Here is a 19232-nt window from a genome sequence, read left to right as displayed (position 1 = left end):
GGGCACGGGCCGGGCGGGGTACGGCCGGGCGGGCCCGGCCCGTGGGGAGCGCGCCCGGAAGCGGCCCGGGCGGCCGTTCAGAACCGCTGGTACATGATGTGCAGCCCGACGTACCCCTTCGTGGGGTGCAGGAACGCCTCCGGCAGGGTCGTCATGATCTCGAAGCCGAGCGACTTCCACAGGGCCACCGCGCCCGTGTTGGTCTCCACGACGGCGTTGAACTGCATCGCCCGGTACCCCTCGGCGCGCGCCCAGCGCAGCGCGTACTCGCCCAGGGCGCGGCCCACGCCCTTGCCACCGTGCGCCGGGTCGACCATGAAGCTCGCCCCGGCGATGTGGGAGGCGGCGCCCATGTGGTTGGGGTTCATCTTGGCCGACCCCAGGACGGTGCCGTCCTCGTCGACCGCCACCACCGTGTGGCCCGGCGGATCGAGCATCCACAGTGCGCGGCCCGCTTCCCTGTCGAGGTCGCGCGGGTAGGTGTACGTCTCCCCCGCGGTCACGATCCGGTGGAAGAACGGCCAGATCGCGTCCCAGTCCTCACTTACCGCGTCTCTGATCAGCACCCGCCCAGGGTGCCTCCCAGCGCCGCGGCCCCGCCACCCGTTTACGGCGCCGCCGCGGGCCGTCACGGGCCGTCGCGGACCCGGGGCCTTTCTGCGGCCGTCGCGGCGCTTCGTAGGCCGTCGCCGGGCTCGTGGGCCGTCGCCGGGCTTCATAAGGCCGTCAGGGTGCGGTAGCCGTCAGGGTGCGGTCGCGGGCCCGAAGACCGGGACGGCGGGGGCGTCCCCGCCGCCGGGCCGGAAGCGCACCCGCAGCGCCATGCCGATCCGCAGCTCCTCCTCGGGGCAGTCGACGACCTCGGTCATCATCCGCGGCCCCTCGGCGAGGTCCACGACGGCGGCCGTGTACGGAACGCGGCCGCCGAACGGCGGCAGGTCGTTCCTGTGCACCACCGACCAGGTGTAGAGCGTGGCCAGGCCGCTCGCCTCCTCCCAGGTCACGTCCTCGCTCCAGCAGCGCGGGCAGAACTCCCTCGGACAGTGGTGCGCAGCGCCGCAGCCGGCGGCCCGGCAGCGCCGGATCAGCAGCCGTCCGTCCGCCGCCGCGTCCCAGTACGGGCGGGTGAAGGCATCGGTCTCGGGCAGGTCGTACCGGGGTGCGGTACCGGTCATCGGAAGAGTCCCATCGCGGCGTCGAGCGACCAGGTCTGCCAGGCCGCCGCGCCCAGCGCGACGAGCGAGATCAGGGCCATCATCGCGTTCTGCCCCTGCTCGGCCCAGTCGTGGATCATCAGTACGAGGTAGAGAAGGTTGAGCACCAGCCCGCAGACCAGCGCGACCGGCGTGAGGAAGCCGAGGACGAGCCCGGCCCCGAGGGCGAGCTCGGCGTACACGACGACGTACGCCATCGCCTTCGGACGGGGGCGTACGACCAGGTCGAAGCCGCGGCGCACGGCGGTCCAGCGATGCGCGGACGCCACGTCGGCGGCCCACGCGATGCCCGTGCCCCGTTCGAACCAGCCCTTCTTGTCCTTGTGGCGCCAGCTCTCCAGCCACCACAGGCCCAGGCCGATACGGAGTACCGCGAGCCATTCGGGCCCGCCGAGCCAGATCGTCTGCATCGCACCCTCCCCAGCGCCGGCACCCCCGATTGTTTCTGACGGCTCGTCAGTTCGAGAGCCAGTTCAACGGACGGCGCGACGGTTGCGCAAGGGGCGCGGACAACCCAGACGCAGCCGGCACCCCGTTGCCGGGCGCGCGGTTACCGTCCGTACGGGGCATTCCTGACTGGCCGTCAGTTCGCTAACCTGACTGAGCGTCAGATAAATGCCGACGGTCAGACGGGAGCGGAGCAGCGATGCTGGGATCCACTCATGGCACCCTCACCACTCACTCGCGGCCCGCCCGGGTCGTGGCCTGCGGGGCCACGACACCGCGTGCCGTGCACAGCACGGCCGGCCAGGACGGCGGCCGCGGGGCGGGACACGACGGCGGCACGCAGGGCGGCGACCCGGACGTCAGCGGGCGTCCACTGTCCGCCGACGTGCCGGACCTGGACCGCTTCTTCCGGCCCGGGTCCATGGCCGTCATCGGCGCCTCGGACGGCGAGGGGCGGCCGCACACCGGCATCACCCGCCGCCTGATCGACTGGGCCGAGCGGGTCGGCGCCCGGCTGCACCCGGTCAACCCGGGCCGCTCGTCCGTCTTCGGCCTGCCCTGTCACACCTCCGTCTCCGACCTGCCGGAGCAGGTCGATCTCGCCGTACTGCTGGTCGCCGATCCACTGCCGGTCATCGAGGAACTGGCCGAGGCCAAAGTGAAGTTCGCGGTCGCCTTCGCCTCCGGCTTCGCGGAGACCGGCAGCGAGGGCGCGGCCGCGCAGGAGCGGCTGGCCGCGGCCGTCGCCCGCTCCGGCATCCGGCTGCTCGGCCCGAACACCAACCTCAACGCCTTCGAGACGTTCCGCGAGGACCTGGACGGCCCCGCGATCGCCCTGATCACCCAGTCCGGCCACCAGGGCCGCCCCGTCTTCGCCCTCCAGGAGCTCGGCATCCGGCTCTCGCACTGGGCCCCCACCGGCAACGAGGCCGACCTGGAGACCGCTGACTTCCTCTCCTACTTCGCCTCCCGTCCCGAGGTCGGCGCCATCGCCGCGTACGTGGAAGGGCTCAAGGACGGCCGCAGCTTCCTGCTCGCCGCCGACCGGGCGGCCCGCGCCAAGGTCCCGGTCGTCGCCGTCAAGGTGGGCCGCACCGAGGCCGGTGCCCGCACCGCTGCCTCACACACCGGCAAGCTCACCGGCGCCGACGAGGTGGTGGACGCGGCGATGCGGCAGTTCGGCGTGGTCCGCGTGGCCGGACTGGACGAGCTGCAGGACACCGCTGCCCTGCTCGCCAGGGCCAGGCCGCCGGCCGCCGAGGGCGTCGCCGTCTATTCGATATCGGGCGGCACCGGCGCGCACTTCGCCGACCTGGCCACCGCGGCGGGACTGCACCTGCCCACGCTCGGCGAGGAGAAGCAGCGGGAACTGCACCAGTGGATACCGGACTACCTCGGTGTCGCCAATCCCATCGACAACGGCGGCCACCCGGTCGGCGACTGGCGCGGCCGGAAGATCATCGACGCGATCCTCGCCGACCCGTCCGTCGGCGTCCTGATCTGCCCGATCACCGGCCCCTTCCCGCCGATGAGCGACAAGCTCGCGCAGGACCTGGTGGACGCGGCGGAGCAGACGGACAAGCTGGTGTGCGTGGTGTGGGGCTCGCCGGTCGGCACCGAGGACGCCTACCGGAAGACCCTGCTCGGCTCCTCGCGGGTGGCCACCTTCCGCACCTTCGGCAACTGCATCACGGCCGTCCGCGCCTACCTGGACCACCACCGCTTCACCGCCGCCTACCGCTCGCCCTTCGAGGACGCGCCGCGCACGCCCTCGCCGTCCGCGCGCAAGGCGCAGGCGCTGCTGCGCCCGGGCGAACAGCTCAGCGAGCACGCGGGGAAGCAACTGCTGCGCGCCTACGGCATCCGCGTGCCCCGCGAGCAGCTGGTGACCAGCGCGGCGGGGGCCGTCCGGGCGGCGGCGCAGATCGGCTACCCCGTCGTCATGAAGGCCTCCGGCCCGCGGCTGGTCCACAAGAGCGAGCTGGGGCTGGTGCGGCTCGGGCTGACCTCGGCCAGCCAGGTCAGGGACGCATACCGCGAACTGACGGAGATCGCGCGCCTGGAGGACGTGCCGCTGGACGGGGTGCTGGTGTGCCAACTGGTCGAGCCGGGAGTGGAGATGGTCGTCGGCGTGACGCCCGATCCGCTCTTCGGGCCGACCGTCACCGTCGGGCTGGGCGGCGTGCTCGTCGAGGTCCTGCGGGACACGACAGTGGCGGTGCCGCCCTTCGGCGAGGACCAGGCGCGCGCGGCGCTCGACAGGCTGCGGGGCCGCGCACTGCTGGACGGGGTCAGGGGGGCGGCCCCGGCCGACGTCGACGCGCTGGTCGAAGTCATGCTGCGGGTCCAGCGGATGGCGCTGGAACTGGGCGACAGCCTGGCGGAGCTGGACATCAATCCGCTGGTCGTGCTGCCGAGGGGCCAGGGCGCGGTGGCGCTCGACGCGCTGGCGGTCTGCCATTGAACGCCGGCCTTCCGGCCCACGTCGGTCCTTCGCTGCACGCCGGCCCGTCGCTGAACGCCGGCCTGTCGCTGAGGGCCGGTCCGCCCCGGAACGCCGACCCGCCTCGGAACGCGGGCCCAGCCCGGAACGGCGGTCCGCCCCGGAACCCCGTACGCCCGCACGGCCGTACACCGCTGCCGCATCTGCCCGTGGCGATGCCCGGAACTGGAGCACCTTGCCCATGACGACCTCCCCCGACGGTCCCGGCGGGACCTCCGATTCCTTGATACTCCACACCACTGACAACGGCGTGGCGTGGATCACCCTCAACCGCCCCCATGCGCTCAACGCCCTCACCGCCGACCAGCGCGAACGCCTCATTTCCCGGCTCGCGGAGGCCTCCGCCGACCCGGCCGTGCGCGCCGTGGTGATCACCGCGACCGGCCGGGGTTTCTGCGCGGGCGCCGACCTGCGCACCTCGTCCGGCTCATCCGGCTCACCCGGCTCCGGCGCGAACGGCGGTGAGCGCGTCGCCGGTGACGTCGCGCGGATGATCCGGCAGGGTGCCCAGCGGCTGATCGCCGCGGTCATGGACTGCGAGAAGCCGGTGATCGCGGCGGTGAACGGCACCGCCGCGGGGCTCGGCGCGCACCTCGCGCTCGCCTGCGACCTGGTCGTCGCGGCCGAATCGGCGGTGTTCATCGAGGTGTTCGCGCGCCGCGGGCTGGTGCCCGACGGCGGCGGTGCCTACCTGCTGCCGCGGCTGGTCGGCCCGCAGCGCGCCAAGGAGCTGATGTTCTTCGGCGACGCGGTACCGGCCGCCGAGGCCGAGCGGATCGGGCTGGTGAACCGGGTCGTGCCGGACGGCGAACTGGCGAAGGCGGCGGGTGCCTGGGCGGACCGGCTGGCGGCCGGCCCTACCCGCGCGCTGGCGCTCACCAAGCAGTTGGTCAACGCCTCGCTGGAGAGCGACCGGGGCACGGCGTTCGCCGCCGAGGGCACCGCTCAGGAGATCAACATGACGACGGCGGACGCACAGGAGGGGGTGGCGGCCTTCGTGGCGCGCCGCGCACCCGAGTACCGCGGCCGCTGACCGCACCCAGAGGCCCTGCCTCCGTCGGCCAAAGAGGGCCAGCGTGCCGTGGGGCGGCCACCAGTCGTGGGGCCACCGGTCTTGGGGCCAGTGGCCGTAGGGCCGGCGGTCAGGTCTGGTCGCTGGGGCAGAGCGGTACCTGGCGGACGTCACGGGCGTGGACGGCCGGCAGCCAGCCCTCGTCGCCGTCGAGGGACGTCACCCGGTACCAGCGGTCGGAGATCGCGCCCGTACTGTCCCGCACCATGCGGCCGTTGTTGACGACGCACTCCGTGGCCAGCCGGTCGTTGTTCCACACCTGGCCCGCCGCGTTGCCGGGCGCGGAGTACGCCTGGTGCGGGTCGCGGGCCAGCCGGAGCGCGCACCGCTGGGTACGGTTCTTCGCGCACGCCGGGTCGCTGTTGTGGGCCGTGAGCTGCAGGCCCGTGCCGGGGCCGGGCGGCGCCGGACGCTCGCCGCTCGTGCCGACCAGCCGCCACACCCCGAAGGCCAGCGCGAGTGCGGCCACGACGAAGAGCGCGGTCATCAACTGCGGCCGCCTGCGCAGGTAGGAGAGCGGGCTGCGGGGCGCCCCCGGGGCCGGTGCGGACTCGGCAATACGGGTCCACAGCCCGGGAGGTGGCTGGATTTCCTCGTCGGCCGCGCGCAGCCGCTCGCGCAATATCGTTTCCGCAGCCCGCCGCCCCCGGCTGCCCCGAGGGCCGTTACGGCGTCCCGGCCGCATTTCCCCGGGGCCGCCACCACGGTTGCCACCACGGCCGCTACCGCCGCCCCGGCCGTCGCCCGGCCCCGCGGTCCCCGCCCCGTCCACCGGGTCCACCGGGCCGTTCCCCGGGTCCACGTGCGTGTTGCCCGTGTCGCTCCGCTCCACGGCGTGCTCACCTCCCCGCGAGGTCGTACGGCGAAGCGGTCAGGTGCTCCCGCAACCGCTCCAGGGCGCGCTTCCGGTACCGGGCGGCCGTGCACCGCTGCACCTTCATGATCCGGGCCGCCCTGCCCAGGGTGTAGCCGTCCAGGTCGACCAGGATGACCAGGCCGGCCTGGCGGTGCGTGAGGCGGCTCAGCAGCCGTACCGCCTCCAGCTCGGCCTGCCGGCGCTCCCGCCGGCCGTCCCAGCCCGCACCGGGCAGCTCCCGCATCAGCGCGCCGCTGCCCGGCCCGCCGTCCGGCGCGCCCTCGCCGATCAGCGCCTGCCGCCGCTCCCTGCGGTGCGCCTCCCGTGCGACGCTCAGCAGGGCGGTGAACGCGCGGGCGTACGGCTCCGGGTGGGACAGGAAGCGGTACGGGCGCGCGGCGAGCTTCAGGTAGGTCTCGTGCACGATGTCCTCCGCCTGCTGCCGGGACCCGGCCAGCAGCACGGCGCGCCGGTAGAGCCGCGGCAGCAGACCGCTGAAGACGTCGTCGAAGGACGGCGACGGAAAGGACGACGACGGCATCGCATCGGCCATGCGGCGGAACTCTCCCCGAATCCGATACGGGTGCGGCCGTCAGGGAGATACCCGGCATGATCCGCTGCCAACCGACCGAATACCGACAATTATTTCGATCCGCCGGTGATCCGCCACCCGGCGCCGCCCGCGCGCCCCGTCCGGCCCCGCACGCCCCGCCTTCCCATCTGACGCTCCATCAGATTCAATGGCCGGAAGGAAGGGAGCGCAGCATGATGGGACATGCCGCCATGGCGGCCACGGCGGTGCGCTATCTGCGTGCGGCCGGATCCGCGGCCTCGGCCCCCGCGGCGCCCGGGGCCGCCGCGCCCGACGCCCCGCCGGACAGCCCGGGAACGGCCGCCAGGCCCGTCCTGCGGGCCGTGCGCGAGGACGAGCGGGCCCCGGTCGACCGGAACGAATTCCGGCGCGTCCTGGGCCACTTCGCGAGCGGCGTCACGGTCGTCACGGCACCCGGCGACGCGGCCGACCCCGCCCCCGCGGGGTTCGCCTGCCAGTCGTTCGCCTCCCTCTCCCTGGACCCGCCGCTGGTGGCCTTCATGGTGGCGCGCACGTCGACGACCTGGCCGCGGATCGCCCGGGCCGGGGTCTTCTGCGTGAACGTCCTGGGCGCCGGCCAGGCCGGGCTGTGCCGCGGCTTCGCGGTCAGCGGTGCCGACAAGTTCGCCGGGGTGCGCCACACGCCGGCGCCGGTGAGCGGATCGCCGCTGCTGGCGGGCGTGCCGGCCTGGATCGACTGCACCATCCAGGCCGTGCACACCGGCGGGGACCACCTCGTCGTCGTGGGCCGGGTGGACGCGCTCGGCACGGACGAGGCGGCCGCCGCCGCGGGACCGCTGCTCTTCCACCGGGGTGCCTTCGGGGAGTTCAGGGCGCACGGCCACTGAGGCACTGAGGCCGTCGCGGCGGCTGCGCCGCTCAGGCCGTCACGGCCGCCGGCTCCGTTCCCGTACGCCGCCGGATCACCAGCGCCATCAGGACCGCCAGGGCGCACAGCGCTCCGGAGGCGTACCAGACCGGGTCGTACGTGCCGAGGGCGTCGCGGGCCAGGCCGCCCACGAAGGCGACGAGGGCCGCGCCCACCTGGTGCGCGGCCAGCACCCACCCGAAGACGATCGCGGCGTCCTCCCCGTAGTGCTCGCGGCACAGCGCAATCGTGGGCGGCACGGTCGCGACCCAGTCCAGCCCGTAGAAGACGATGAAGAACAGCATCGGCGGGTGCACGGCGTCCGTGAGCAGCATCGGCAGGAACATCAGGGAGACGCCGCGCAGCCCGTAGTACGCGGCGAGGAGCCGGCGGCTGTCGAAGCGGTCGGTGAACCAGCCGGACGCGATGGTGCCGAGGATGTCGAAGACGCCGATGACCGCGAGCAGTGAGGCGGCGAGCGTCATCGGCATCCCGTGATCGTGGGCCGCGGGCACGAAGTGCGTCTTGACCAGGCCGTTCGTGGTGGCGCCGCAGATCGCGAAGGTACCGGCGAGGAGCCAGAAGGGGCCGGTGCGCGCGGCATCGGCGAGCGCCTTCAGCGTGCGCCGGGCGGCGCCCCGCCGGGGCGCGGGCCGGGGCACGAACTCGCGCGCGCCGTACGGGGCCACGCCCACGTCGGCCGGGTGGTCGCGCAGCAGCAGCCACACCAGGGGCACGACGGCCACGGCGGTCAGCGCCACCGTGACGGCCGCCGGCCGCCACCCGTGGCCCTCGACGATCCAGGACAGGAGCGGGAGGAAGACGAGCTGCCCGGAGGCGCCCGCGGCGGTGAGGATGCCGGTGACCAGGCCGCGGCGCGTGACGAACCAGCGGCCGGTGACGGTCGCGGCGAAGGCCAGCGCCATGGAACCGCTGCCGAGCCCCACGAGGAGGCCCCAGTAGAGGGTCAGCTGCCAGGCGGCGGTCATCCATACGGTGAGCCCGGCGCCGGCCGCTATCACGGCGAGCGCCACGGCGACGACGCGCCGGATGCCGAACCGGTCCATCAGCGCGGCGGCGAACGGTGCCGTGAGGCCGTACAGGGCGAGGTTGACCGAGACAGCGAACCCGATGGTGCCGCGCGACCAGTGGAACTCCTCGTGCAGCGGCTCGATCAGCAGCCCCGGGAGCGAGGCGAACCCGGCGGCGCCGATGAGGGTGAGGAAGGTGACCGCGGCGACGGACCAGGCGCGGTGCGGGCGGCGGCGCCGGGCCGTCGGCGCCGCCGCCGGAGGTGCTTCTCGGAGTGCGGGAGTCTGCGTCACCCGATCAGCCTCGGGCACCGGCGGGCCGCCGACGAGTGGCCGGATGGCCACGATCCCTCAGGATCGGGCCACTCGCTCTCAGAACAGCAGCACCCCGCGCGCCACCCGCCCCCGCTCCGCGTCCGCGACCGCCTCGGCGAAGTCCGCCACCGGGTACGTACGGGTCACCAGTTCGTCCAGCAGCAGCCGTCCCGTGCGGTACAGCTCCGCGTAGAGCGCGATGTCCCGCTGCGGCCGCGAGGAGCCGTACCGGCAGCCCAGGATCGCCTTGTCCAGGTACATCGAGGACACCAGGAACGACGCCTCGGCGTCGGCCGGCGGGACGCCCAGCAGGACCGCCTGGCCGTGCCGGTCGAGCAGGTCGACCGCCTGCCGTATCAGCCGCGTGCTGCCCACGCACTCGAAGACGTGGTCGGCACCCGTGGGGAGGACGGCGCGCACCGCCTCAGTGGTGCCGGTCCCGTCCACGGCGTCCACGAAGTGCGTCGCGCCGAACTGCCGGGCGGCCGCCTCCTTCTTCGGGTTCGCGTCGACCGCGACGATCGTGGTCGCGCCGGCGATCCTGGCGCCCTGCAGGACGTTCAGGCCGATGCCGCCGGCGCCGAGCACCACCACCGACTCCCCGTGGCCCACCCGGGCGCGGTTCAGCACCGCGCCGACCCCCGTCAGCACCCCGCAGCCCAGGAGCGCGGCGGAGGCCATCGGGAGGTCGGCGGGGATCTTCACGGCCTGGACGGCGCCGACCACCGTGCGCTCGGCGAAAGCGGAGTTCGCGGCGAAGCTGTACAGCCGGGTGCCGCCGCGCCGGAACGGCCTGCCCGGCCTGCCGATCGCCTGCCGGCACATCGTGGGCCGCCCGCGGTCGCACTCCGCGCACGTCCCGCAGCTGGCGAGCGTGGACAGCGCGACGTGGTCCCCGGGGGCCACGTGCGAGACGCCCTCCCCCACGGCCTCGACGACCCCGGCCCCCTCGTGCCCCAGCACCACCGGCACCGGGAAGGGGATCGTGCCGTCGACCACGGAGACGTCGCTGTGGCACAGCCCCGCCGCGCGAATGCCGACCAGCACCTCGCCCGGCCCCGGATCGCGCACCTCCAGGTCGGTCACGTACCGGGGAGCATTGCCGTCGTAGATCACACCGCGCACGAGGGACGCCCCTCTCCCGGCCCCTCCTGGGGCCCGTTCCCGGCCGCCCGGCCCCGGCTAGCCATTCGGCCGCTCCCCGGCCGAAGCGGCGGCCGCCATCGCCTCCAGCTGCGCCAGCATCGGCATGGGGTCGGTGCCGACCGTCCCCGGCAGGAAGTCGGCGATCTTCTCCGGGGTCCAGCCGTCCTCGGTGTACGCGGCGCGCAGCTCCCGTGGCTGGGCCCAGACCGCGATCTTCGGCCCGGCGACCGTGTACACCTGGCCGGTGATGCGCTCCTCCTTGGCGCGCTCGCTCAGCAGGTAGACCACGAGCGCCGCGACGTCCTCGGGCTCGCCGATCTCCTTGAGCTCCATGGGGACGCCCGCCGACATACGGGTGCGCGCGACGGGCGCCACCGCGTTCGCGGTCACGCCGTACTTGTGCAGCCCGAGCGCGGCGCTGCGCACGAGGGAGATGACCCCGCCCTTGGCCGAGGCGTAGTTGGCCTGGGAGACGCTGCCCTGATGGTTGCCGCTGGTGAAGCCGATGAGGGTGCCGGCCTTCTGGCGGCGCATCACGGCGGCGGCCGCCCGGAAGACGGTGAACGTGCCCTTGAGGTGCGTGGCGAGCACCGGGTCCCACTCCGCCTCGGACATGTTGAAGAGCATCCGCTCACGCAGGATGCCGGCCACGCACACCACGCCGTCGATGCGCCCGTAGCGCGCGAGGGCGGTGTCCACGATGCGCTGCCCGCCGTCCATCGTGGAGACGTCGTCGGCGACCGCCACGGCCTCGCCGCCGGCCGCCTCGATCTCCTTCACGACGCCAGCGGCGACCTCGCTGCTGGGCTCACTGCCGTCCACGGAGACGCCGTGGTCGTTGACGATCACCTTGGCGCCCTCGGCGGCGGCCGCCAGGGCCACGGCGCGTCCGATGCCGCGGCCGGCGCCCGTGACGGCGACCACCTTGCCGGCCAAGAAGTTCCCCATGCCGAGCCCCTTCCCGCAGTTTCTGACGGACCGTTAGATTTTTGAGCAGACGCGGTACGAAGACAAGCCCCGCGGCCGAATCACCCGAGGAGGGCCCATGCCCCTGCCGCAGGAGTTCCACGACATCGCCGGACGTGTGAACAATTGGGGGCGGTGGGGTCCGGACGATGAGATCGGCACGCTGAACCTGATCACCGCCAATGTGGTGCGCGCCGCCGCCGCGACCGTACGCAGCGGCCTGCGCGTCCCGCTCGCGCTGCCGCTCCAGCAGGACGGCGTGCAGACCGGCGCCATACCGGGGCGGGTCAACCCGCTGCACACGATGGTCGCGATCAACCACGAGATGTTCGGCCCGGGCACGGTCGCGAACAGCGACGACGTGGTGACCATGGGCCTGCAGGCGGGCACCCACTGGGACGGGCTGAGCCACGTCTCGTACGCGGGGAGGCTCTACAACGGCCGCCCGGCCACCACCGTCACCGCGCACGCGGGCGCCACCGCGCTCGGCATCGAGAAGGCCCCGCCGGTCCTGTCGCGCGGGGTGCTGCTGGACGTGGCGCGCGTACGGGACGGCGGCGGCGACCGCCCCCTGGACGGCACGCACGCCGTCACCCCGGAGGACCTGTCGGCGGCGGAGGAGCTGGCCGGTACGGCCGTGCGCGCCGGGGACGTGGTCCTCGTGCGCACCGGGCAGCTGCGGCGCTATCTGGCGGGCGACAAGCAGGGGTACGCGTTCCCGTCGCCGGGGCTGTCGGTCCGCACCCCGGAGTGGTTCCACGCCCGCGATGTCGCCGCGGTCGCCAACGACACCCTGACCTTCGAGATCTTCCCGCCGGAGATCGAGGGCCTGTGGATGCCGGTGCACGCGCTGCACCTGGTCGAGATGGGCATGCTGCAGGGCCAGAACTGGAACCTGGAGGAGCTGTCGGCGGTCTGCGCGGCCGAGGGGCGCTACGCCTTCCTGCTCTCGGCGGTGCCCGAGCCGTTCACCGGCGGCGCGGGGGCGCCGGTCGCCCCCGTGGCGGTGCTCTGACGGGAGCCGGCCGGAAGGACTCCCTGCGGGGCACCCGGCCTGGGTGGCGGTGCGCTCATGCGCACCCCGAGCGCGGCACAGCGGACCGCCACCCGGCTCCGGGCGCGACCCGCACTCGCCAAGGGGGCGTCTCCCCCGTACCCTCGGCGTCCCCTCGCGGCGAATCGCTGACCACAAGCGTGATCAAGTCGCCACGGCACGTCAACACCTGGTCTGGACTTTTTCCGTTACATCCCGTTTGTGACGGCGCACGGCTGGTCGTACACGCCCACGGCGCTCGACTCGGCGCCCGCCGCCATCAGGAGCGACCGACCGCGGTCCACCTCGCACCAGATGCGCTTGCCGGGCCCTTCGGGCTGCCAGCCCCAGCGGTCGGCCAGGCCGTCGACCAGCTCCAGCCCGCGGCCGTTGGTGTCGTCGCCCTCGGCGCGGCGCTGCCGCGGCGGGCGGGCGCTGCCGTCGACCACCTCCAGCCGGACCGTCCCGACGACGGGCCCGGCACCGGAGAAGCACAGCCGCAGCTCGGCGTGCGAGCCGGCATGCACCACGGCGTTGGTGACGAGCTCGGAGACCAGCAGGATCAGCGTCTCCGCCAGCGGCTCGTCGACCCCTATGCCGGACCCTGCCAGCCGCGACCGGGCCCACCTGCGGGCCCGACCCACCTCAGCGGGGTCGGGCCGGACCTCCAACTGCACCTGAAGCACCTGCACCGCTCACACCATCCGAACCGGCGGAAACATCGCCTCGCGCCTCCACGGGATCACGGTGCGTGACCCCGACGAAGCACAGCATGGTTGACGTTCAGTCACCCCAACAAGCGCTTCAGGCATATTCCAGCGGAAGGGAGTATGCGTACTGCATACTGTGCGACGCGCAGTGCGGGGAGTCGAACGCGGGGGATTCGCGGGCCCCCGCCCGGTGCCAGCGGCAGACGTCCCGCGCCCCGGAGTTGCCCCACGGACAACGCCGGTCCGGCTGCGCCTCAGAACCACTCGCACCCGAGCGAGCGTACCCGAGCCCCACGCCGACTCCCCCGCGTAACGAGTCACGCGAAGGACACAACCCGATATCGACGCTGCGTGACCGCTCAAGCGTGCGGAGTCCGACATTCCGCTCAACGCCGGTCACAGAGCGATATGACCGTCGGCCAGCGCCTCGGCCAGCACTTCGGCCCCAGCGGCGGCCGGCTGTCCGCGCTCCGCGAGGAGCCAGGCCCGCTTCAGTGCGAGGTGCACGTCCGCCTCCCAGGTGAATCCCATCCCGCCGTGCACCTGAAGGCAGTCCCGGGCATTGCCCACGGCCGCCTCGTCGGCGAGCAGCTTCGCGCCGACCACCTCCACCGGATCGACCGTGACGGAAGCCGCATACACCGCACTCCGGGCGATCTCCACGCGTACCAGCATCTCCGCGCACAGGTGCTGGACGGCCTGGAAGGACCCGATCGGCGCCCCGAACTGCTCCCGCTGCCGCGCGTACGCCACCGCAGCCTCCAGCGTCCGCTGCGCGCCGCCCAGCTGCTGCGCCGCGGTCAGCAGCGCGGCCTCGCGGCGCAGCCGGTCCACGTCCACCGCACAGGGCTCGCCGGGCGGGACATCCAGGAGCCGGGCGAGCGGCGTCAGTGGGTCCACCGAACGCACCGCTACAGGGCGCAGCTCCTCGGGCGTGCACCGGCGCGCGGCGTGCGCCCCCAGCACGATCACCTCATCGCAGTCGGCCGGGTGTTCCCACAGCGCCGGCAGGGAGGCCGCGTCGCACATCCCCGCGACCCGCTCGCCCGTCGCGGCGCCGGGCACGGTGCCCGCCAGCAGGACGCCCGCCACCAGCGGCCCCGGGAGGAGCGCCCGCCCCGCCTCCTCCAGCACCAGCACCGCTTCGGGCAGCCCGAGCCCGGCGCCGCCGTCCGCCTCGGCCAGGAGCAGCGAGAAGAAGCCCGCGCCGGCCAGCTCGCGCCACAGGCCGCGGTCCAGCGCGGGCCCGTCACCGGCCGCCTCGTACGCGTCCACCGCCGCCCGCAGCCGCTCTCGCGGGAACCGCCCGGCGACCAGGTCCCGGACGCCCTCGCGCAGCGCCCGCTGGTCGTCGGAGAGCCGGAAGTCCATGGTCAGCGTCCCTTCGGGAGGCCGAGGATCCGCTCGGCGACGATGTTCCGCTGGATCTGGGAGGTGCCGGCGGCGATCGTGTACGAGAGCGACGAGAGCCGGTCCGCCACCCACTCCTGGTCCGCGTCCAGCGCCCCGGCGCCCAGCACCTCGGCGGCCGCGTCGTACAGCTCCTGGCGGGCGTGCGAGTACCGCAGCTTGAAGACGGAGCCGCCGGTGCCCGGCACGCCGCCGCCGGCCTGGGCCGCGCTGACGTTCCACTGCGTGAGCCGCCACAGGGCGGCGAACTCCGCGGCGAGCCGGCCCAGCCTGCGCCGCAGCACCGCGTCGTCCCAGCGGCCGTTCTCGCGCGCCTTACGGGCCAGCGCGGCGAGCACCCGGTGGCAGGCCACCACCTCGCCCACGAAGGCGGTGCCGCGCTCGAAGGAGAGCGTCACCATCGTCACCCGCCAGCCGTCGTGCTCGGCCCCGATGCGGTTCGCCACGGGGACCCGCACCTCGTCGAGGAAGACCTCGGCGAACTCGGCGGTCCCGGCGAGCGTGCGCAGCGGCCGTACGGTGACGCCGGGCGCGTCCATGGGCATCGCGAGCCAGCTGATGCCGCGGTGCCGGGGCGCCCCGGGGTCGGTGCGGACCAGCAGCTCGCACCAGTCGGCGACCTCGGCGTGCGAGGTCCAGATCTTGCTGCCGCTGACCACGTAGGAGTCGCCGTCCCGCACCGCCTTCGTACGCAGCGCCGCCAGGTCGGAGCCGGCGTCCGGCTCGCTGAAGCCCTGGCACCAGACCTCCTCGCCGCGCAGGATCGGCGGCAGCCAGCGGGCGCGCTGCTCCGCCGTGCCCTCGGCGGCGATGGTCGGCCCGGCGTGCAGCAGCCCGACGAAGTTCGCGCCCACGTAGGGCGCGCCCGCGCGCTCGGTCTCCGCCAGGAAGATCAGGTGCTGGGTAGGCGTCGCGCCGCCTCCGCCCGCGTCGGCCGGCCAGTGCAGCCCGGCGTACCCGGCGTCGTACAGCATCCGCTGCCAGGCCGTGTCGTACGCGCGCCGGCCCGGCCAGTCGTCCGCTGCCGGCTTCGGGGGCAGCGTGGGCAGCACCTTGGAGAGCCAGTCCCGCAGCCGCGCCCGGAAGTCTTCCTCCTCCTCGGTGTACGTGAGGTCCACGCCCGGCCGCCCCTACGTGAGGTCCAGGTCCAGCATGCGGATGGCGTTGCCGCGCATCAGCTTGTGGACCGTCTCGTCGTCGAGGCCGCGCACGTGATCCAGCGCGACCTCCTTGGTGTGCGGGAAGGTCGAGTCCACGTGCGGGTAGTCCGTCTCGAAGGTCGCGTTGTCGCGGCCGACCGCGTCCAAAGAGGCGACGCCGTGCTTGTCCCGGAAGAAGCAGCAGAAGATCTGCCGGTAGTAGTACGTCGAGGGGGGCTCGGGGATCAGGTCGCGCACCCCGCCCCACGCCCTGTGCTCCTCCCACACGTCGTCGGCCCGTTCCAGCGCGTACGGGATCCAGCCCATCTGGCCCTCGCTGTACGCCAGCTTGAGCCGCGGGAACCGCACCAGGACGCCGCTGAACAGGAAGTCCATCATCGAGGCCATCGCGTTGTTGAAGGACAGCGAAGCCTGCACGGCGGGCGGCGCGTCGGGGGATGCGGCGGGCATCTGGGAGCTGGACCCGATGTGCATGTTGACGACCGTGCCGGTCTCCTCGCAGACCGCGAAGAACGGGTCCCAGTAGCCGCTGTGGATGGACGGCAGGCCCAGGAAGGTGGGGATCTCGCTGAACGTCACGGCCTTCACGCCACGGGCCGCGTTGCGTCGCACCTCGGCCACCGCGAGGTCGATGTCCCAGAGCGGCACGATGCACAGCGGGATGAGCCGGCCGCCGCTGTCGCCGCACCACTCCTCGACCATCCAGTCGTTGTACGCCCGCACGCACGCCAGCGCGACGTCCTTGTCGTGCGCCTCAGCAAAGGTCTGGCCGCAGAAGCGGGGGAAGGTCGGGAAGCAGAGGCTGGCCTCGACGTGGTTGAGGTCCATGTCCTTCAGCCGCTCGGCGGGGTCCCAGCAGCCGGGGCGCATCTCCGCGCGGGTGATGCCCTCCAGGGTCATGTCGTCCCGGTCGAAGCCGACGGCGGCGATGTTGCGCTTGTACGGGAACTTCAGGTCCTCGTAGACCCACCAGTCGGTGGGCGGCCCGTCGGGGTCCATGGTGATGACGTACTTGCCGCCCACGTAGGCCAGTTCACCGATGCCGGCGGTCAGCGGCTGGGGCCCGCGGTCCCGGTACTTCCGCGGCAGCCAGGTCTCGAAGAGGTGCGCGGGTTCGATGACGTGGTCGTCGACGCTGATGATGCGCGGTAGCTCCATCGGGGTCCCCTGTCCTCGTTACCTGATGCACCGTCAGATTGAGCCCACAGGCTAGCCCCCGCCCCCTGGACCGACAAGGCGCGGACGCCTACGCTCCCGGATTGACCTGATGAGGCGTCAGTTCTGGCGGGAGGGCACATGACGGACGAGACGCTGTGGGACCTGGTCGTCCAGCGGGCCGGGCGGAGCCCGGACGCCACCGCGCTCGTCCAGGCGGCCGGCGCTCCGGAGGACGACGTCCGGATCACCTTCGGCGCGCTGCGCGCCCGCGCGGAACGGGTCGCGGCCGGACTGCACGCGCGGGGCGTGCGCCCCGGCAGCCGGGTCGTCTGGCAGCTGCCGACCCGGATCGAGACGGTCCTGCTGACCCTCGCGCTCGCCCGCCTCGGCGCGGTGCAGAGCCCCGTCGTGCCGCTCTACCGGGACCGCGAGGTGGCCCACGTACTGCGCCGCACCCAGGCGGAGTTCTTCCTCTCCCCCGGCACCTGGCGCGACGTCGACCACACCGCGATGGTTCACCGGGCGGCCACCGGGCTCGCGCGCCCGCCCACCGTCCTCGACGCCTACACGGCGCTGCCCGACGGCGATCCCGGCCGGCTGCCGCCACCGCCCCGCGACGCCGGGGAGACCCGCTGGATCTACTGGACCTCCGGCACCACCGCGGGCCCGAAGGGCGTACTGCACTGCGACCGGTCGCTGGTCACGGCCGGCACCGACCTCGGGCGCGCACTGCGCGTCACCCCGTACGACGTCGGTTCGATGGCCTTCCCGTACGCGCACGTCGCGGGCCTCGATTACACGGTGCTCCTGCTGCGCCACGGCATCCCTGCCGTGCTCTTCGAACACTTCGCGCTGCCCGAAGCGCTGCCCGCCCACCGCCGGCACGGCGTCACCATCGCCGGCGGCTCCACCGCGTTCTACCAGCTCTTCCTCGCCGAACAGCGACGCCGGCGGGCGGCCGGGCCGCTGCTGCCCGCGCTGCGCCTGCTGGCGGGCGGCGGCGCGCCCCGGCCGCCCGGGCTGTACGAGGAGGTGGTCCGCGAGCTGGGGTGCGCGCTCGCCCACGGGTACGCGCTGACCGAGGCCCCGATGGTCACCATGGGCGACCCGCACGACAGTCACGCGCAACTGGCCACCGCCGACGGCCGCCCGCCGGCCGGCATGGAGATCCGCATCGGGCCCGGCGGCGAGATACGGCTGCGGGGCCCCGCCGTGTGCCAGGGGTACCTCGGGGAGCCCGCGCCCTTCGACGCCGACGGGTTCCTGCCCACCGGCGACCTCGGGCACCTCACCCCGGACGGCCGCCTCGTCGTCACCGGACGGCTGAAGGACATCATCATCCGCAAGGGCGAGAACATCTCGGCACGGGAGATCGAGGACCTGCTCCACGCGCACCCCGGCCTCCGGGACGCCGCCGTCATCGGGCTGCCGGACGCCGAGCGCGGGGAGCTGGTGTGTGCCGTGGTGGAGCAGCGGGACGGGGCGGGGACGGTGACGGCGGAGTCCCTGGGCACGTGGCTGCGGGCGCGCGGCCTGGCCCCGCACAAGCTGCCCGAGCGGGTGGAGGTGGTGGCCGCCCTTCCCCGGGGCGCGACGCTGGGCAAGGTCCTGAAGGGCGAGCTTCGGGCACGGTTCGGAGGCGACGCGCACGAAGGGTCGGTGCGCGCTGTCCCGTACGGAGGCGAGTCGCGCCCCGCCTCGGAGGGGCCGTCGCGGCCGGCCCGAGAGGGCGCGGGGCGCTCGGCCTCATGGGAGGGGGCGGGCACGGCGCCCGCAGGGCGGGAGGGCGACGCGTCTCAGGGGCGGAAGGACGTGGATGCCTGTTCGTAGAAGCGGTCCACGTCGGCCTTGTCCCGGTCCGGGCCGATGACCAGAACCAGGTGGTAGCGGCCCCCGCTCAGCAGCGCCATGTTGCGCGCGTACGTCGCGGAGGCGCTGTCCTCGCCCCAGGTGAACGCGCCCTCGGCCATGGCCGTGCGGCCGACGTCGGTGCGCCGCAGCCCCGAGGACGAGGTCCAGGCGGCGTCCCGGAACGGCGCCAGCTCGGCCTCCTTGTCCTGCTGGTACGCCATCGGGTCAGAACCGAACCGCTTCGCGGTGTCCCGGCCCGGCACCACCAGCAGCGTGAAGTCCCCCTTCGTGTACCGCACCTGCCCCTGCGCGTTCTTGCCGTGCCGCTGCCAGCCCTTGTGCACGGCGATCCGGAAGCCCTCCGGGTCGTCGCGCATCTCGAAGCCGTCGGCGAGGCCGGCCGGTGCGGTGGTCTGCGAGTGGCTGCTGCCGGGCTCGACGCTCGCCGGCCGCGACCGCGCGGGGTCGGGCGCGGGCCCGCCCGTCGCGGCACCGCTCGGTCCGGCGCGCCGCGAGCCTTCGGAGCCGCCCGCGTCCGAGCCGGCCTCGGGCAGGAACACCACGGCGATCAGCACGGCGGCGGCCACCAGCAGCAGCACGAGGCCGAGCAGCAGCATGCCCAGCCGCCGGGGCCCGCCGCGCGGCGTCCTCTCGCGGCGCGGCTCCGGCCCTCGCCGCCGTCCGCCGTCGCCGTAGCCGTCGTGGGCGCCTCCGCGGTCGCGGAAGACGTCGGGCGGTGGCGGTGCGGGGCGCGCGGCGGGCACCGGGGTGGGCCCAGTGGCGTCTGCGGGGCCCGCGGTGGCCCTGCGCGGGCGCTCCCGGCCCGGCCGCGGCTTCTTGTGCCGGCCGCGGCGCACGAGTTCGCCGCGGCGCCGTACGACCGGCAGCCGGCGCGCATCG

General features: G+C 74.0%; 17 protein-coding genes and 1 pseudogene. 5 read left to right on the top strand and 13 right to left on the bottom strand.

All coding sequences use genetic code 11. The features are described 5' to 3' along the window. Nucleotides 1-77: 77 nt before the first annotated feature. From C3486_RS29940 to C3486_RS29930, 3 genes are all read right to left on the bottom strand, one after another. On the bottom strand, nt 78-566 hold the full coding sequence (locus C3486_RS29940; protein ID WP_258053071.1) for a GNAT family N-acetyltransferase: 489 nt from the start codon (nt 564-566) through the stop codon (nt 78-80). A 177-nt stretch (nt 567-743) separates the two neighbouring features. After that, the gene (locus C3486_RS29935) at nt 744-1175 is read right to left on the bottom strand and encodes a Zn-ribbon domain-containing OB-fold protein (protein WP_103835920.1); all 432 of its coding nucleotides are present in this window, start codon (nt 1173-1175) and stop codon (nt 744-746) included. Then, entirely contained in the window at nt 1172-1624 is a 453-nt protein-coding gene (locus tag C3486_RS29930; protein WP_103835918.1) for a DoxX family protein, read from the bottom strand. The genes C3486_RS29935 and C3486_RS29930 overlap by 4 nt, the downstream gene beginning before the upstream one ends. 236 nt (nt 1625-1860) lie before the next feature. Between C3486_RS29930 and C3486_RS29925 the strand changes: the two genes are divergently transcribed. Together C3486_RS29925 and C3486_RS29920 are read left to right on the top strand one after the other, a co-directional pair. Then, nucleotides 1861-4125: an acetate--CoA ligase family protein gene (locus tag C3486_RS29925; protein WP_103835917.1), complete on the top strand. Its 2265-nt coding sequence runs from the start codon at nt 1861-1863 to the stop codon at nt 4123-4125. A gap of 220 nt (nt 4126-4345) precedes the next feature. Beyond that, nucleotides 4346-5197 carry an enoyl-CoA hydratase/isomerase family protein gene (locus C3486_RS29920; protein WP_103835915.1) on the top strand — a complete coding sequence of 284 codons (852 nt, stop codon included), beginning with the start codon at nt 4346-4348 and terminating at the stop codon, nt 5195-5197. Nucleotides 5198-5306: 109 nt separating this feature from the next. Here the strand turns inward: C3486_RS29920 and C3486_RS29915 are convergent, their stop codons facing one another. Continuing rightward, nucleotides 5307-5858 (bottom strand): anti-sigma factor, encoded by a 552-nt coding sequence (locus C3486_RS29915; RefSeq protein ID WP_258053070.1) that lies wholly within the window; start codon nt 5856-5858, stop codon nt 5307-5309. 217 nt (nt 5859-6075) lie between these two features. Then, on the bottom strand, nt 6076-6645 hold the full coding sequence (locus C3486_RS29910) for an RNA polymerase sigma factor (protein WP_258053069.1): 570 nt from the start codon (nt 6643-6645) through the stop codon (nt 6076-6078). 230 nt (nt 6646-6875) lie between these two features. Here C3486_RS29910 and C3486_RS29905 point away from each other — a divergent pair, with 230 nt between their 5' ends. Continuing rightward, nucleotides 6876-7532: a flavin reductase family protein gene (locus tag C3486_RS29905; protein ID WP_103835914.1), complete on the top strand. Its 657-nt coding sequence runs from the start codon at nt 6876-6878 to the stop codon at nt 7530-7532. Nucleotides 7533-7563: 31 nt separating this feature from the next. Here the strand turns inward: C3486_RS29905 and C3486_RS29900 are convergent, their stop codons facing one another. From C3486_RS29900 to C3486_RS29890, 3 genes are all read right to left on the bottom strand, one after another. Beyond that, nucleotides 7564-8877, bottom strand: coding sequence for an MFS transporter (locus C3486_RS29900; protein ID WP_103835932.1), 1314 nt, complete (start codon nt 8875-8877; stop codon nt 7564-7566). 78 nt (nt 8878-8955) lie between these two features. Continuing rightward, a complete protein-coding gene (locus C3486_RS29895; RefSeq protein ID WP_103835913.1) occupies nt 8956-10023 on the bottom strand; it encodes a Zn-dependent alcohol dehydrogenase in 1068 nt (355 codons plus the stop codon). Between the two features lie 57 nt (nt 10024-10080). Then, complete coding sequence (locus tag C3486_RS29890) at nt 10081-10992, bottom strand: SDR family oxidoreductase (RefSeq protein WP_103835911.1); 912 nt, start codon at nt 10990-10992, stop codon at nt 10081-10083. A gap of 97 nt (nt 10993-11089) precedes the next feature. Between C3486_RS29890 and C3486_RS29885 the strand changes: the two genes are divergently transcribed. Beyond that, a complete protein-coding gene (locus tag C3486_RS29885) occupies nt 11090-12025 on the top strand; it encodes a cyclase family protein (RefSeq protein ID WP_103835910.1) in 936 nt (311 codons plus the stop codon). Nucleotides 12026-12252: 227 nt separating this feature from the next. Here C3486_RS29885 and C3486_RS29880 read toward each other — a convergent pair whose 3' ends face one another. The 4 genes from C3486_RS29880 to C3486_RS29865 all read right to left on the bottom strand — a co-directional run bounded on the left by C3486_RS29880 (nt 12253) and on the right by C3486_RS29865 (nt 16481). Then, nucleotides 12253-12735 carry an ATP-binding protein gene (locus tag C3486_RS29880; RefSeq protein ID WP_103835908.1) on the bottom strand — a complete coding sequence of 161 codons (483 nt, stop codon included), beginning with the start codon at nt 12733-12735 and terminating at the stop codon, nt 12253-12255. A 414-nt stretch (nt 12736-13149) separates the two neighbouring features. Further along, on the bottom strand, nt 13150-14124 hold the full coding sequence (locus C3486_RS29875; protein WP_103835907.1) for an acyl-CoA dehydrogenase family protein: 975 nt from the start codon (nt 14122-14124) through the stop codon (nt 13150-13152). A gap of 2 nt (nt 14125-14126) precedes the next feature. After that, nucleotides 14127-15281: an acyl-CoA dehydrogenase family protein gene (locus C3486_RS29870; RefSeq protein WP_103835906.1), complete on the bottom strand. Its 1155-nt coding sequence runs from the start codon at nt 15279-15281 to the stop codon at nt 14127-14129. A 12-nt stretch (nt 15282-15293) separates the two neighbouring features. Then, nucleotides 15294-16481 (bottom strand): amidohydrolase family protein, encoded by a 1188-nt coding sequence (locus C3486_RS29865; RefSeq protein ID WP_103835904.1) that lies wholly within the window; start codon nt 16479-16481, stop codon nt 15294-15296. A 138-nt stretch (nt 16482-16619) separates the two neighbouring features. On the opposite strand from C3486_RS29865, the gene C3486_RS29860 reads away from it, so the two are divergent. Continuing rightward, nucleotides 16620-18311 (top strand): class I adenylate-forming enzyme family protein, encoded by a 1692-nt coding sequence (locus C3486_RS29860; RefSeq protein ID WP_103835903.1) that lies wholly within the window; start codon nt 16620-16622, stop codon nt 18309-18311. Here the strand turns inward: C3486_RS29860 and C3486_RS37540 are convergent. Beyond that, a pseudogene (locus C3486_RS37540) lies at nt 18278-19232 on the bottom strand (hypothetical protein); the annotation flags it as partial. The gene C3486_RS29860 and the pseudogene C3486_RS37540 sit on opposite strands and share 34 nt — an antisense overlap.

The sequence above is a fragment of the Streptomyces sp. Ru73 genome, assembly GCF_002920575.1.
Lineage (GTDB): Bacteria > Actinomycetota > Actinomycetes > Streptomycetales > Streptomycetaceae > Streptomyces.
This window is presented reverse-complemented; position numbering and strand designations above follow the sequence as displayed.